Source organism: Sphingopyxis sp. 2PD (assembly GCF_005503695.1).
Taxonomy (GTDB): Bacteria; Pseudomonadota; Alphaproteobacteria; order Sphingomonadales; family Sphingomonadaceae; genus Sphingopyxis.
Genome location: NZ_SCMU01000016.1, coordinates 1 through 16398 on the forward strand (window position 1 = coordinate 1; position 16398 = coordinate 16398).

10 protein-coding genes are annotated in these 16398 nt (G+C 61.4%); 8 read left to right on the forward strand and 2 right to left on the reverse strand.

The window, feature by feature from the left end:
- From FFS18_RS17610 to FFS18_RS11680, 4 genes are all read left to right on the forward strand, one after another.
- On the forward strand, positions 1-348 hold a 348-nt coding region (locus FFS18_RS17610), incomplete at its 5' end, for a hypothetical protein (protein ID WP_212743045.1).
- Between the two features lie 101 nt (positions 349-449).
- Positions 450-1901, forward strand: coding sequence for an AAA family ATPase (locus tag FFS18_RS11670; RefSeq protein WP_137870977.1), 1452 nt, complete (start codon positions 450-452; stop codon positions 1899-1901).
- A gap of 297 nt (positions 1902-2198) precedes the next feature.
- The gene (locus FFS18_RS11675; RefSeq protein WP_137870978.1) at positions 2199-2531 is read left to right on the forward strand and encodes a hypothetical protein; all 333 of its coding nucleotides are present in this window, start codon (positions 2199-2201) and stop codon (positions 2529-2531) included.
- Positions 2532-2595: 64 nt separating this feature from the next.
- Positions 2596-3771: a tyrosine-type recombinase/integrase gene (locus tag FFS18_RS11680; RefSeq protein ID WP_137870979.1), complete on the forward strand. Its 1176-nt coding sequence runs from the start codon at positions 2596-2598 to the stop codon at positions 3769-3771.
- 101 nt (positions 3772-3872) lie between these two features.
- Here FFS18_RS11680 and FFS18_RS11685 read toward each other — a convergent pair whose 3' ends face one another.
- Together FFS18_RS11685 and FFS18_RS11690 are read right to left on the reverse strand one after the other, a co-directional pair.
- A complete protein-coding gene (locus FFS18_RS11685; protein WP_137870980.1) occupies positions 3873-4208 on the reverse strand; it encodes a hypothetical protein in 336 nt (111 codons plus the stop codon).
- A gap of 481 nt (positions 4209-4689) precedes the next feature.
- Positions 4690-5040, reverse strand: a complete 351-nt coding sequence (locus FFS18_RS11690) for a hypothetical protein (protein WP_137870981.1) — start codon at positions 5038-5040, stop codon at positions 4690-4692.
- Positions 5041-5115: 75 nt separating this feature from the next.
- On the opposite strand from FFS18_RS11690, the gene FFS18_RS11695 reads away from it, so the two are divergent.
- The 4 genes from FFS18_RS11695 to FFS18_RS17615 all read left to right on the forward strand — a co-directional run bounded on the left by FFS18_RS11695 (position 5116) and on the right by FFS18_RS17615 (position 16168).
- Entirely contained in the window at positions 5116-6690 is a 1575-nt protein-coding gene (locus tag FFS18_RS11695) for a recombinase family protein (RefSeq protein WP_137870982.1), read from the forward strand.
- Between the two features lie 2 nt (positions 6691-6692).
- Positions 6693-7583, forward strand: coding sequence for a plasmid partitioning protein RepB C-terminal domain-containing protein (locus FFS18_RS11700; protein WP_137870983.1), 891 nt, complete (start codon positions 6693-6695; stop codon positions 7581-7583).
- On the forward strand, positions 7580-8473 hold the full coding sequence (locus FFS18_RS11705) for a plasmid partitioning protein RepB C-terminal domain-containing protein (RefSeq protein ID WP_137870984.1): 894 nt from the start codon (positions 7580-7582) through the stop codon (positions 8471-8473). Before FFS18_RS11700 ends, FFS18_RS11705 begins: the two co-directional genes overlap by 4 nt.
- Before the next feature lie 618 nt (positions 8474-9091).
- Positions 9092-16168: a putative Ig domain-containing protein gene (locus tag FFS18_RS17615; protein WP_212743046.1), complete on the forward strand. Its 7077-nt coding sequence runs from the start codon at positions 9092-9094 to the stop codon at positions 16166-16168.
- The last annotated feature ends 230 nt before the right edge of the window (positions 16169-16398 follow it).

Consider the following 16398-nt stretch of genomic DNA (forward strand, 5'->3'; position numbering starts at 1 on the left):
TCCTTCAATATCGCGATGATCTGCTCTTCGCTGAACCTGCTTCGCTTCATTCTGTCCGACTCCTTCGTGTCGGACTCTACTCAAAATCGGTCACATTTCAGGGGAGCACGTCATGATCTTAATATGATCGCCAGCAACGTCATCAACTGGAGCCGGGGACAACCTGAAGCCCTCAAGCAAAGGCCCCTCGCATACATTGATTGCCTCCTCAGTCAGATGGCCGAGAATGGCGACTTTACGTTGGAAAGCCTGCCGGAGGAGGTCAATGGGCTCGTTCCGTGGCTGGCTCTGGAGGACTGTGTGCCCTTAGTTGGCCTGTACCTTGATGGCCTGAAGAAACCAGCCTGACGGACCTCATACCCCCCGCCAGTTTCGACTGGCGGGGTCACCATGCGCTTGGCGCCGCTTAGCGAAGCGCCGACCATCAACATCAAAATGGAGTAACGGAAATGGAGCATCCATTGCCGGACGCCTTCGCTTTGCCCGTCGAAGCGGACGTCTCGATATCCTGGACAACCCTCGGGTTCGATCCATCAACCACCACTGACGGCAACCTGCAGGGCACGGTCCCTTCGGGCGTAATCATTGTGGCCGCCAAGACGCCGGACGCCAACGGCGCCCTCAGATCGGTGGGCGAATTGATCATTACAGCCATGCCGTTCAGCTTTGAGCTCGCTGGCTGTCGTCATCTCGCATACGCGCTGAACGAGGGCTCGACCTTACCAGAAACGATCTATCTGCCTGAAGGAGTCGCAGCGTTGGCGGCCGGGGCACGCGTGTCATTACCGAGCGAACCACCTCAGCACGCGTTGCCGTCGATCGGTCAGGAGGAACTTGCAAAACTGGCTTCGCCGCGGCCTGACCCTGCCATCACCGACAGCCCGCTCGGTCGATTTTCGCTTCGCGGAAAGGCCGAGGAGTTCGAAAAACTCGCCGTCAAAGCCACGCCTTTGCTTGGCGATCTGTGCCTTGCCGGACAGGCGACGGTCTGGTTCGCACCCCCGAATGCCGGGAAAACCCTCATTGCCCTCAAGCTCTTGGGCGATGCGATCGCGGACGGCAAGATCACGCCCGACAACGTCTACTATATAAATGCCGACGATAGCTCGGAGGGGTTTGCTACCAAGATTAGGCTGATGGACGATATGGGCGTCCATACGCTGGCGCCCGGCTATCAGGGGTTCACGGCTCGTATGTTGCCCGAGTTGTTCCACGCGATGGCCGAGGGCAAGAAGGCAAAAGGCACCTTGGTGATCATCGACACGATCAAGAAGGTGGCCAGTATCATGGACAAGACCAAGGCCAGCGAATTCACCCACGCGTGCCGCAGCGCGGTGATGGCGGGGGCGACGATCGTTGGCTTCGCGCACACTAATAAGCAGCCGCAGGGCAACGGCAAGCTGCAATACGGTGGCACCACCGACCTTCGTGATGACTTCGATGCGGCGTATGTCATGGGGCCGATCGAGCTCAACGGGTTCGTCGGTGACAAGGTGGTCGCTTTTGAGTCGATCAAGGCGCGCGGGGCAAATACCAGGTCGGTTGCCTACGTCTACGCTGACGGTGAAGGCGTTTCCTATACCGAACGGCTCGCGTCCGTCCGCAAGCTCGACGACGAAGAACTCTCCGGGTTCCGGAAGATCGAAGACGAAAAAGCAGACGCCGATATCATCGAAGCAATCACAGCCTGCATCGATGAGGGTGACTTTGCCAAAATGGCTCTGTCGCGAGCGGTGGCAAAGCGCATTGGTATCAGCGAGCGAGCGGCTTTGCGCACGATTGATAAATATACCGGTACCGATCCCGAAACGGCAAAGTGGCATTATCAACGCAAGGCGCGGGGTGCCATGATCTACGCGCTCCTGCCCTCGCCCGCCGAAGTGCCAATCTTGGCGACCTGACGGGAACAGCGCCTCAGGTCCTCAGGGTCGCGTCGGGGCACAGCATCGCAGGGTAGCAGCTTTCCAGTTTCGCGGGGGTGCATCACAACGCCTCGCGTGGCGCGGCGCTGAAATTCTGCGGCGCTGCCGAACCGCCTCTCGAACCTGCCCCGGCCCCCGCGCCCGAACTGCCCGAACTTTGCCGACAGAGCGCGAAGGGGAGCCTCCCCCGACCGCCGCCTCACCTGACGCTCGCCGGGCCGGGGCGGTGCTCTGCGACCTCAATCCTCCATCCTAAAGATGAGAAAGATAATCACCATGTCGAATGAGAAGAGTATTTCCGCCTTTCCCCGCCGCGCAGTGGAAACTGCCTCATTGTCGTCCGATGCGCCTGACGCTGATGTAAATGCCATCTTCGAACGGCTCCGGGGGCTCATGAAGGATTGCGGACGTCCGGGCGCAAACAAGCATGACCGCATGCTCGTGCTCATCGCCGCTTGTATTGACGAAGGAATCAATACCGGACCGCGGATCGTCGGCGTTGCGAAGCGCTTGAATTTCGACGGCCAACACGCCGGGATCACCCTCAGTACCGGCGTCGGAAAATACTGGGAACGCGGCGAGAACGGAACATATCGCAATCTGATCTGACGCGATTGCTGCTGCTCAACGCCCGCGATTCCAACCTCAAATCATCCAGACAAAGGAGACCGCAATGCCGGTTGTTAAACTTGATGCCGCCTTCTGCCTGACCGCCCGCTGCGAACCGGGCAAAGGCAAGACAGTCTACCGTGACAAGGCCATAACCGGCTTTGCGCTTGAAGTTCGCAGCTCTGGGGGTGCGACCTACTATTTCATCTATCAAGATCCTTACGGCAAGCTCCAGACAACGAAGATCGCCCGATATGGCGACATCACGTTCGACCAAGCGAAAAAGGAGGCCAAGCGGCGCCTGTCCGAAGTCACTCTCGGTGGCGACCCGGCCGCAAAGAAGAAGGAGAAGAAAAACATCCCGACCTACGCATCACTCGCCGCGCAGCATGTTGAGTACGCCAAGACCTACCAACGCTGCCCGAGCAATACGGAATCGGTCCTCCGGTGCCACGTTCTACCCCGCTGGGGAAAGCAGAGGCTGAATGAAATCACGACCCAGGATATCGCCAAGTGGTTCGCGGAGAAGATCGCACATGGTCTTGCCCCTGCCACGATCGAAAAGATCAGGGTTGTGTTCAGCCGCTCATTCGAACTCGGTCGGCAGTGGAATATCCCCGGCGCCGATCAGAACCCCGTCCGCAATGTCCCGCGCCGCAGATTCAAAAATGCGCGGACAAAATATCTTACGACCGACGATGCAAAACGCCTGTTGAAGGCAGCGGGCGAATCCAGCAACCCACAGTTCCAGAACATAATCGGTCTCTTGCTCCTTACCGGTGCACGGAAGACCGAACTGCTTCGGGCGCAGTGGCAGCACATCGACCTCGAACGGAAGTCTTGGCACATCCCGACGACAAAGACCGGAGTGCCGCGCTACGTCCCGCTTTCCCAAGCTGCCCTCGACATCATCAACGAACTACCTAGGTGGGACGGGTGCCCTTGGTTGCTGCCGAACCCTCTAACCCGCAAGCCCTATGCCGATCTCAAGCGGCCGTGGGATACGGCAAGAGATGCTGCGGGGCTGGCCGATTTCCATATCCACGATCTCCGGCATTCGGCAGCATCATTTATGATCAATGCCGGGATTGATCTCTATGCTGTCGGCCGCATCTTGGGCCATGCCGACCACCAATCGACCATGCGCTATAGTCATTTGGCAAACGAGACGCTGATGGCGGCGGTCGAAGCGGGAGCGGCCAAGATGTTGGGGGCAAGGCTGTCGATCCCTAACCTTTAAAGAACAACTACGTCGCCGGGTCTGAGCTTCAGTGTTCTGACCCGGCGAAACGCCCAATTTTTTCGGTTCGTGACGCGCTTTCGGTCTAGCGAAGTTGGTTGTCACTCGCCCGGCATGGTGTTGGTCGATGAATAATCTTTGAACTTGTCCGTGAAGTTCGCGTGATAATCGTCAACCTGCATTTCGGCGTTGTCGGCTGCATCGGCAGCAGAGTCCCCGCCAGCACGATTTGCAGCGGTGACCGCCGCTTTGAATGCGTTCTGCTCCGTCTCACAGGCAGACTTGACCGACAGCGAGAACTCACCCTCACTGACTTTTGCCTCAAGTTGCTTCTTCAGATGGTCACGCAGGCATTTAGTGAACGCGGCACGGGTGCTGTCGACGTTAGCGGCCGGTGCGGGCGCCATAGCGATCATGAGAATTGAAGCGATAAACATCCTGCGACTCCCCGTTTGCAGTTGTGTTGTCCGGCGAAATTATCCCACGCGATAGAAAAATGGGAGTATCAATTTGTTGGTCTCGTTTTGGTTCGCCCCGCACCTCCCTGTGCACATTGCAACCAATTGCCGATCCGCGCGATGATAGCTGCGAGACCACAGATTTTAGGAAATTCGACGTCAGCCAAATCGGCCGACGCGATGGGCGCCCGGCATCATGCTTCTAACCCCCTTTCGGAGCTGGGCCGGGTGCCAATCCTATTTCGTAGGGAACCGAGGAACAGGGGGTTTCCTACAATATTTTGCGATGGCATCGATCGCTACATGAAGAGAGCAGATTCAAGATCGCTAGAACTCGCGCAGGCCATCGAGTATTGGATTGCGGCACTATTTGTGTCGGGCGCGTTCATTGCAGGCATCGTGGAAGGATTCTCAATTCTAGCGGGCGGCTGAAGGACGCTGGGAGGACCCCGCAGAAATTTCACATCATCTCATCGAGCGAAGCCAGCATGTCCGTGAGTAGGCGCTTTAGCGAAATCAGGCTTGCCCCTAGCGACATTTCCGGTCTGTCAGCAACGAGCATTAGCGCCTTGAGTATCGCGTTGGATTCTCGCGCCAGGAGCACGAGATGCGCGCCGCTTGGAGCATGGGTTCCGTTCAGCCAATTCTTGGCGGTGCGCTGGCTGGCACCCGTCCACTTCATGATTGTTTTTGCGCCATGGCGCGTCGAGCCAAACTCGATCTTCAATGCCGAAGCGATGATCTGAGCAAATTCCGTGTCGGTTAGGATGTCCCTTCCGATTGGAAACGAACTGCCCTTCTTTGGAAACATGTTGCCTCTCCTTTGCTGTTACGTCGGGAGGCCACGCCGCCAGTGACATTTTGCGGGCTTTCCCAAGGCGCTCCGATGGTCATCGAATGGACGACAGACGACGACGGCCAACCCGGCAAACCGCCGAAGAAGCGGGCAGCCGAATATGTCCGTATGTCCACCGAACATCAAAAATACTCGACTGATAATCAGGCGGCCGAGATCAGAGCCTACGCCGCGCGTCGCGGGTTCGAGATTGTTCGCACCTATGCCGACGAGGGCAAGAGCGGGCTCAGCGTTGACGGCCGGGCGTCCCTGCAACGCCTTTTAGCCGACATCGATTCCGATAACATCGATTTCGAGGCGTTGCTGGTGTACGATGTCAGCCGACTGGGCCGGTGGCAGGACACCGATGAGGCCGCTTATCACGAACTGCGGTGCAAGCGCGCGGGCATCACGGTCCACTACTGTGCCGAGCAGTTCGAAAACGACGGCACCATAGGCTCCTCAATCATCAAGACCGTCAAAAGGGCAATGGCTGGCGAGTATAGCCGCGAGCTCTCGGTGAAAGTGTTCGCCGGACAGTCCCGCCTGATCAGCTTGGGCTACCGTCAAGGCGGCGCTCCCGGCTTTGGTCTGCGGCGTATGTTGGTGGATGAGCAGGGCCAGCAGAAGGGCATGCTTGAGCGGGGCGAGCACAAAAGCATCGCAACCGACCGGGTCGTACTCGTCGAGGGACCGGCCGAAGAGGTCGCGATTGTGCAGGAGATCTATCACCAGTTTGTCGAAGGTCAGCGCTCGGAGCGCACGATCGCCGAATGGCTAAATTCGCAAGGAATTCTGTCGGACCTCGGCCGTCCATGGACACGCGGCGCGGTGCATCAAATCTTGATCAACGATAAATATGCGGGCCATAACGTATGGGGGCGCACGTCGTTCAAACTGAAATCGAAACATATCCGCAATGATCCGGCCGACTGGATCAGGCACGATCAAGCGTTCCCCGCGATCGTGTCGCAGCTGCAGTTTGATCGAGCGAGGCTCATTATCGAGCAGCGGTCGAAGCGGCTAACTGACGAAGAAATGCTCGCGCAGCTTGCCCGCATTCTTGACGCCAGTGGGTACCTGTCAGGCCTCATAATCGACGAATTTGATGAGAGTCCTTCGAGCAGCGCGTACCGATCCAGGTTCGGCAGCCTGCTCCGCGCTTACGCCCTCGTTGGTTTCGATCCTGACCACGACTACCGCTATCTGGAAATCAATCGGGCGCTTCGCCAACTGCATCCCACGATGGTGAAGAGCGTCATTGAAGGCATAATCGCCGCTGGCGGCACCGCGGTGCAAATGCTGGAAAGCGATGCACTTCTGATCAACGATGAGATATCGGCATCGGTCGTAATCGCACGGTGCAAATTGACGCAAGGGGGTCGCAGGCGCTGGAAAATTCGGCTCGAACAAAGTCGCCAGCTCGACCTAGCAATCTGCGTCCGAATGGACGCGGAAAACGCGAAACCCCACGACTACTACATTCTGCCCCGAATGACGCTTGCCGAAAGCGTGATGAGACTGGCTGAGCACAACGGGCTGTCGCTGGATGCCTTTCGATTTGACACCTTGGACGGGCTGTTCGCGTTAACGGAACGCGTACCGATCCGGCGGCAGGCGGCTTAGCCATGGCCCTTCCCGCGCAGCGTGTTGAAATGATCCCCATCGATTGCATTACAATCGTCAATCCGCGGTTGCGCAATAAGAAAGGGTTCAAGGACATTGTCGACAACATCGCGGACATCGGCCTCAAACGACCTATTACCGTGACAGCCAGACAGGGGCCGGACGGGCCATTATACGACTTGGTCTGCGGTCAGGGACGGCTAGAAGCCTTTCGCCAGCTCGGCCAGACCGAAGTGCCCGCGCTGATTGTCACGGCCGATGCCCAAGACTGCCTCGTCGCAAGCTTGGTCGAAAACTGCGCGCGCCGCCAGCATCAAGCCGTCGATCTGCTTCAAGACATAGTGGGGATGAGAAAACGCGGCCACTCCGACAGCGACATTGCGGAAAAGACGGGGCTTACTACCTACTACGTCACCTCAATAGCGAAGCTTTTGGAACAGGGCGAACGTAGGCTCGTTGCTGCCGTTGAAGCGGGGTATTTGCCGATCTCCGTTGCCTTGGAAATCTGCGAATCCGACGATCAGGGTGTCCAGGCTGCATTGCACAAGGCGTATGAAGGCAAGCTATTGCGCGGCCGAAGCTTGATCGCGGCCCGCCGTCTCGTGGAGGTTCGAAAGCGATCGGGCAAATCGACTAATCTTGCGAAACAATTACGCAAGCAATCTATGACGCCCGAGGCGCTCGTGAAGGCTTTTCAGGAAGACACCGAGCGAAAGCGCATGATCATCAAGAAGACCGAGGCGACCCGTAATCGGCTCGTTTTTGTCGTAGAGGCGCTCGGTCAGCTGGCAAACGACGAAACCTTCGTCGCCCTCCTGGAGGATGAAGGGCTGGAGACCATGCCCAAACGACTTGCCGAACGCATACAAAATACGCGGGTCATAGCGTCGTGAAGTCGCCCACCTTGCATCCGAAAATTCGGTTGGCCTTCGAGGAAACCAGTTTGCGGATTGCGCTTGCCGATATCGAGCCATTGCGAGAGGTGACGGCGGCCGTCAGAAACTCCAAAAAGTTCGCGCAGATTGCAGCATCAATCCGGGAGGTCGGAATCATTGAGCCGCCGGTCGTCGTCCGGCTTCCAGGAGCAGACGATCGATATCGGCTTTTGGATGGCCATTTGCGCCTCGACATTTTGAAAGACCGTGGCGACGTCGACGTGGTGTGCATAGTGGCGACCGACGATGAGGCGATCACGTACAACAAGCGGATCAGTCGAATAGCGATCGTTCAGGAACATAAAATGATCCTGAAAGCGATTGAAAAGGGAGTTTCGGAAGAGCGGCTTGCACGCGCCCTCAATGTCAACATTGCCAGCATTCGGAACAGGCGTCGCTTGCTCGACGGGATTTGTGATGAAGTGGCCAAACTGCTTGAGGAACGGATGGTCCCGATCATGACGTTCCAAGAGTTGCGGAAGCTGCGCCCCATGCGACAAATCGAAGTTGCCGAGACCATGATCGCCATGAACAGGTTCTCTTGGCCATACGCGCAGTCGCTCGTCGCAGCGACGCCACAGGGTCAACTCGTTGACGAGCAGCGGAAGGCGATCCGCGGTCTGACCGACGAGCAAATTGACCATATGGAGCGTGAGGCTGGCAACATCGATCGCGAGTTCCGAATGGTCGAACAGTCTTATGGGACCGATCATCTCGATCTGGTTTTAGCGATGGGCTACGTTTGTCGGCTGATCGAGAATGTACGCATCGTCCATCATCTGGCAAAATGTCACCCAGAGCTATTGGCTGAGTTTCAGCGTATCGTTCTATTGAGAAACGCGGCTTAGTGCAGGCCAGAGTGCCGCTAAACCTGGTTTTCCTAATTGTTTCAAACGGGTCTGGCCGGGGTCGTTTTTCCGAACTTAATCGGACCAAAGATCGTTCGAAAGGGAAACACCAAATCCCGAACTCCATTGGGTTTAGGAACCGTTTGGGTCGAGCCCAATTTGGGGGTTTTGAATTGGCCTAACCACCTAGTAAAGATTGAATTTTGTTCATCAGTAAAAGGTCTTCGTAATGATGGGGTCACAGGTTCGAGTCCTGTAAGCGGCACCATTTTTCCTTTGCGGGGATTCCGCAAATGCCCGAAAATCGAACGTCCTTTGCGGGCATTGTTCAACGCCTTCGCCGACGTGGTCGCTGCTCGATCGCGGCGATGCGTTAACGGCCGCGGACCGCGTTGGCCTCGTGTTTTCAGAGACCGGGAATCGTCGCCTGGTTGGCGCGCGCACGGCGTTTCGACGCCCGATATTCTGGCCGACAAAAGCGGTCTGAATCTATGCGGTTAAATCCCTCAACTTATATGAACTAGCACATTTCCTTTCCTAGTGGTGCGGCGTCCCCGCTCCTAGGGTCCGCCGCGGGCGGTCTTGGTCATTTGATGGACCCCGTGGGGACGGAATATTATGAAACTGGCGGTTTTGCGCGTGGCGATGGCGCGGTGGATGGCGATTGCGGTGCTTGTCGTGCTGGGCGCGTTGTTGCCGCAGTCGGCGAGCGCACAGCATACGTCGGCGGAATGTCCGCCGCAGAGCGCGACCGTAACGAGCGGTGGTACAGTTTCGATCAATATTTCCGATTGCCAATTTCAGAGCGGATTTGGGGGCATTGGCGATATAGATGGCGGGTCTTTCGGTCCTGCAGACTTTGAGGATCACGGCACCGCAACGACGAGGCATACGGGCGGGCAATGGTTTCTGGACTATAGCCACAATGGCTCGACCGGAATCGGTTCGACCGACGTCTTCGAACTTGCCGACGGCTCTTTGGCCGGGTCGGGCGACGTTCAGGTTACGATCACGATCAACGCATCGGCATCGCCGATCACGGTAACCCCAGGTTCCTTGCCGACTTTGACGGCCGGCACCCCATTTTCGCAGACTTTGTCCGCAAGCGGGGGGCTTGCTCCCTATAGCTACAGTCTGCAATCAGGCGTCCTCCCGCCCGGCCTGTCGCTCACGACGGGTGGGATATTGTCGGGGACGCCAACGCAGCGCGGCGCCTATTCGTTCAGCGTGCGGGCCACGGACAGCACGTCGCCGACGGCGCAATTCGTTGACAAGGGATACACCGGAACCGTCCAGAACCCCAGTCTATCGCTCGCAACGCCGACGGTCACGTTGGTGTCGGGGCAGGCGGCATCGGCGCAGCTCGCGACCAATGGCGGCGTGGCGCCCTATATTTATGCAACCGAGCCGCCGGGGACGCCCATGCCCTTCGGGCTCAGCCTGTCATCCGGCGGTCTTATCTCGGGAACGCCCAGCAGCACCGGCACGGCCAACATCCTGCTGCGCGTGACCGACGCCAGCACCGGCCCCGGACAATATTTCGAAGCGGAGACGCTGACCATCAACGTCATTGCGGCGCCTACCGTCACGATTGCGGTCGCGCCTGCGTCGGTGTCCGAAGATGGCGCGACCAATCTGGTCTATACCGTCACGCGCAGCGCCGCGAGCGCCAGCGCGCTGACCGTCAACCTGACGACATCGGGAACGGCGACCAGCGGGACCGACTATACCGGCGGCGTGGCGTCCGTCACGATTCCGGCCAATGCCACGACCGCGACCGTCACCATCGACCCGACGGTCGATGGCACCGTGGAAGCCGATGAAACGGTCACACTGACCGTCGCGGCGGGGGCTGGCTATGTGGTCGGCGTCCCGGCATCGGCGACCGGAACCATCCTGAACGACGATGTACCGACCGCTTCGATTACAGTTTCGCCGGCAAGCGTCGTGGAAAATGACGGGCCGAACCTGGTGTACACGATTGCGCTGAGCTCCGCGGCCGTATCGCCGCTGACGATCAATTACACGATCGGCGGGGACGCGATTAACGGCACCGACTATGGACCGATAGGAACTTCTGTCGTCATCGCCGCGGGTGCGACCAGTCAGACGATCATCGTCAATCCCAACAACAACGGCACCATCGAACCCCACGAGACGGTGATCCTCACCCTGGCGGCGGGCGCCGGTTACACGATCGGCGCGCCGAACAGCGCCACCGGGACGATACTGAACGATGATTTCCCCAGCGTCGCTGTGAGCAGCGTCACGGCAAATGAAGGCAACAGCGGCACGACGAATATGGCCTTTACGGTCGACCTGTCGGCGCCCGCCGCGACCGGCGGCGTGACTTTCGATATCGCGACCTTCAACGGTACCGCCACCGCGGGTCAGGACTATGTCGCGAACAGCCAGACCGGCGTCGTGATCCCCGCCGGGGCGACGTCGGCGACGTTCACCGTCCTCATCAACGGCGATATGCTGAACGAGGCGAACGAGACCTTCTTCGTCCGCATCGCCAATGTGACCGGCGCATTCGTCAACGGGTCGCAAGGCACCGGCACGATCACCAACGACGATGCGCAGCCCACGCTGTCGATCAGCAGCCCGTCGATCGTCGAGGGTAATATCGGCACGCGGACGCTAAACTTCGTCATGGCGCTCGACGCGCCGAGCGGCCTTGGCGTGACCGTCAATGTGGCGACCGCCAATGGCACCGCCACCGCAGGCAGCGACTATGTTGCGGCGAGCGGAGGATTCTCTTTCGCGCCCGGCGAAACCAGCAAGACGTTTCCGGTGACCGTCAACAGCGACACCGCCCCGGAAGGCGACGAAAGTTTCACCGTCACCATGTCCGGCGTGACCAACGCGACGATCGGCGCCAACCCCGGCACGGGCACGATCACCAACGACGATGTGCCGCTCGACATCCAGCCGGTCAATCTGCCCAGCGGGACCGTCGGCATCCTGTACAGTGCGATCCTGACCACCAGCGGCGGCGTTTCGCCCTACAGCTATGCCGTGACCGCGGGCGCCATTCCCACGGGGCTGAGCTTCAATCCGAACGGCACCCTTTCCGGCACGCCGGTGGCCGCGGGCAATTTCAACTTCACCATCACCGCGACCGACAGCAGCGGCGCACCCGGACCCTATACGGCCAGCCGCGCCTATACCGTGGCGATCGCGGTGCCGACGATCGTGCTCGATCCGGTGACGCTGCCGAACGCGACCTTTGGCGTGGCATATAGCCAGACGATTACCGCCGACGGATCGATCGCGCCCTACGGCTTTGCGGTGACCTCTGGATCGCTGCCGCCCGGCCTGACGCTGGCGCCCGGCGGAACGCTGTCGGGCACGCCGACCCTCAGCGGCAGCTGGGGCTTCACGATTACCGCGACCGATGCGACGGCGGCGCCCGGACCCTATGCCGGTGCGCGCGCCTATTCGATCACCGTTGAGCGGGTGCCGCTTGTCCTGCCGCCTACCACGCTGCCCGACGGTGCGACCGACGTCGCCTATTCGGCGCAAATCGCTTCGGCCAGCGGCGGCGTTGCCCCGTACAGCTATGTCGTGACGTCGGGCGAACTGCCTTACGGCCTGACGATGTCGGCTTTGGGTGTGATCACCGGAACCCCGACGACTGCCAATCTGTTCAGCTTTGTCGTCACGGCGACCGACAGCGACGGCGGCGTCGGGCCGCAGGTCGTCCAGCAAAGCTATTCGATCAACATCGTCAACACGCCGCCCGTCGTCGGCGCGGTTACGGCCAATGTGGCCTATGGCGCAGGGTTGACCCCGATCCCGCTCAGCATCACCGGCACCGCAAACTCGGTCGCGGTGGTCACGCCGCCGACCAACGGGCGCGCAATTGTCGACCGGATGACGATCAGCTATATTCCCGATACCGGCTTTGCCGGGACCGACAGCTTCACCTATCTCGCCAGCAACAATGGCGCCAATTCGGCACCGGCCACCGTGACGATCAGCGTCGCCAACCCGGCGATCACGATCACTGCGGGCGGACCGCTGACGGCGACGGTCGGGGTGCCTTATGGCGACACCTTTACCTTCAATGGCGGGACCCAGCCGTTCACCAATTATCAGGTCACCGGCCTGCCAGCCGGGGTGCAGGTCGGGAGCAGCGGCGCGAATACGGTTGCGATCATCGGAACGCCGACCAGCGCGGGCAGCTTCCCGATCACCGTATCGGCGACCGATGCCTCGACCGGGACGGGGCCGTTCAGCACGAGCCAGGTCTTCACGCTTGTCGTCGCAGCACCGACGCTGAGCATGACTCCCGGGGCAGGGACGCTGACCGCCGCCTATAACACCCCGTTCACGCAGGCCTTTACCGCCAGCGGCGGGGTCGGGCCGTTCACTTATGCGCTCACCGGTGCCTTGCCCGCCGGGCTGACCTTCGCGGGCAACAGCCTCAGCGGCACCGCGACCGCGCCGGGCAGCTATCCGGTAACCGTCACCGCGACCGATACCGGATCGACCGGCGCCGGATCGCCGTTCACCATCGCGCAGAATTACATCATCAACGTCCCCGCGCCGACGATCATGATTTCGCCGGAAAGCCTGCCGAACGGCACCGTCGGTGCCAGCTACAGCCAGACAGCGAGCGCGTCGGGTGGGGTTGCGGCCTATGGTTATGCCGTAAGCGCGGGCGCGCTGCCGCCCGGGCTTACCTTGTCGGCTGGCGGCGTCATCGCGGGTACCCCGACGGCGGGTGGCAGCTTCAATTTCACGCTGACCGCAACCGACGCCAATGCCCAGACGGGCAGCCGTGCTTATACCTTGACCATCGGCGCCGCGGTGGTGTCGCTGCCCCCGACGACGCTTGCGGGCGGGCAGGTCGGCTTTGCCTATAATGCGCCGCTCAATCCCGCGAGCGGCGGCACCGCACCGTACAGCTATGCGGTGACAGGCGGCGCATTGCCGGGCGGGTTGACCCTGTCGGCAGGTGGAACGCTGTCGGGGACGCCGACCGCCTTTGGCACCTTCAACTTTGCGGCGACCGCCACCGACAGCAGCACAGGCAGCGGGCCTTATGCGGCGACGCAGAATTACACGCTGTTGGTCGAACAACCGGCGCCGATTGCCAACCCCGTATCGGCAACGGTCGCTTATGGCAGCACCGCCAACCCGATCGCGCTCAACCTGACCGGCGGCGCGGCGGCGAGCGTTGCGATCGTGACGCAGCCTGCAAACGGGACCGCGGTCGCCAGCGGCACCAGCATCACCTACACCCCGAACGCCGGTTATGCGGGCGGCGACAGCTTCACCTACACCGCGACCAACGCGGGCGGGACATCGGCACCGGGAACGGTGACGATCGCCGTCGCCAATCCGGCGATCGCGATCACCGCGGACGGGCCGCTGACCGCGACGGTGGGGACGGCCTACAGCCAGACCTTCACCTTCAGCGGCGGTGCACAGCCCTTCTCGGGTTATCAGGTCACGAACCTGCCGAGCGGGCTGGCGATCAGCGGCAGCAGCGCGAACAGCGTGACCATCGCGGGTACGCCGACGGCGGCGGGCAGCTTCGCGCTCGCGGTGTCGGGCACTGATGCCTCGACCGGCAGCGGGCCTTTCAGCACCAGCCAGACCTTCACCCTGGCCGTCAGCGCGCCGACGCTCGCGCTGACCCCCGCAACGGGCAGCTTCACCGCCACCTATGCGGCGGCGTACAGCCAGGCGATCACCGCGACCGGCGGGGTCGGTCCCTATAGCTACAGCCTGACCGGCAATCTGCCGGCGGGCGTTACCCTCAATCCGTCGACCGGACTGCTTTCCGGGTCGCCGACGGCGTCGGGGAGCTTCAACTTCGCGGTGACCGCGACCGATACCGGATCGACCGGGGCAGGGGCGCCGTTCACGGTGCTGGGCAATTACAGCCTGACCGTCGCGGCGCCGCTCGTCACGGTGACCCCGACCACCCTCCCGGTCGCAACCGCCGGCGCCGCGTACAGCGCGACGCTGACCGCTGCGGGCGGGGTCGGGCCATATCGCTTCGTGTTGAACGGCGGCGCGCTGCCCGCTGGACTGGCGCTGTCGCCAGGCGGCATCGTGTCGGGAACGCCGACGGCGGCGGGTGCCTTTGCCTTCACGGTCAACGTCACCGACGCCAATGGCCAGACGGGCGCTGCCAGCCTGACGCTGAACGTCGCCAATTCCGCGATCACCGTCACGCCGGTCACGCTGCCGGGCGGCACGCAGGGGGTCGCCTATAGCCAGCGGATCACCGCAGCGGGCGGTATCGCGCCGTACAGCTTCGCGGTCAGCTCGGGCGCGCTGCCTGCGGGCCTTGCGATCAATGCGACCACGGGTGTTATCGCCGGGACGCCGAACGGATCGGGCGACGCGACCTTTGCGATCACCGTCACCGACAGCACCGGCGGCACGCCATCGACCGCGACGATCACTTACACTTTGCGTATCGTGGCGCGGCCCAACCCGGCGAACGATCCCGAAGTGCGCGGGCTGGTCCAGGCACAGGTCAATTCGGCCCGCCGTTTCGTCGATATCCAGATCGGCAATTTCAGTCGGCGGCTCGAAGGAATGCGCCGCGGCGGTGGCAGCGGCGGGTTCAGCAACTCGCTGCGGATCAGCGCATCGGATCATTGCATCGACACGGTCACCGCATGGACCAATCCGATCTGCGCCAATAGTGGCGGCAACGCCATGGGCGGGGGCACTCGTCAACCGGGCGGCTTTGGCACCAACCCGCACGGCGGTCCGGTGACCGGCGGCACGATGGGCGGCGGGCTGCTCGGCGGCGGGGCGATCGGCGCGGCGCCGACTGGCGACGGCAGCGACGCGGCGGCCAACGCCAATGGGTCGGGGGGCAGCGCCCCATCGCCGCTGACCATCTGGGCGGGCGGCACGATCCGCTGGGGCGACCGTGACGAAAAGACCGGGCGCCCCTCTGAACGCTTTGAATCGGAAGGCGTGACCTTCGGTGCCGACTATCGCTTCAACCCGTCCTTTGCCGCCGGTATCGGCATCGGCCTCGGGCGTGAGACGACCGATGTCGGCCGCAACGGGTCGCAGAGCGAAGGCGAGGCGAAAACGCTGGCGATCTACGGCAGCCACCTGCTCGGCGGCGGGCTCTATCTCGACTGGCTCGCCGGTTATCAGTGGCTCGATTTCGACCTCCGCCGCTATGTCACGCTGTCGGGTGCGATGGTCAACTCGTCGCGCAGCGGCCGCCAATGGTTCGGCTCGGTTTCGGCGGGCGCCGACATCGAAAGCGGCAACTGGCGCTTTACGCCCTATGCGCGGATCGATGCGCAGCGCGGCACGCTGAACGGCTATACCGAAAACAGCGGTTCGGTGTTCGACCTCACCTATCGCGATCAGGACGTGGCCTTCACGTCGATCGGGGCCGGGGCCAAGTTCGATTATCGCATCGCGGTCGAAAACGGCTTCTTCCTGCCGCGGCTGCGGCTGGAATATCAGCGCGACATCGAACGCGACAGCGAGGCGTTGGTCGCCTATTTCGACCAGCTCTCGGGACCGTTCAACGCTGTGCCGCTGACCGGCTACGCCCGCAGCCGGTTCCTGATGGGGCTGGGGGTCGAAATGATGATCGGCGATCGGACCGCGGTCGATGTCGAATATTCGCGGCGCGACAACAGCGGGGCGGGGGTCGATCATGGCGTGTTGATCAACCTCAAGCAGGCGTTCTGATCCGCAGCCATGATGGCGCAACGGCGCCGCGATGATCTCGCGGCGCCGTTTCCCCGATCGCGGCAAGCCTCAAGCTGTGCAGCCGCATCGCACCCGCCTGTCAGCGCCCGCAGCCATGCAGGACGCTGCTGGACGGACCCCACCGCACCGCCGCGGCAAAATGTCATGGTGCATCGGAACGCTTGCGCCCGCCGCTCCCGCACCGGCACATTCGTTCGCTGCGGCCGGGC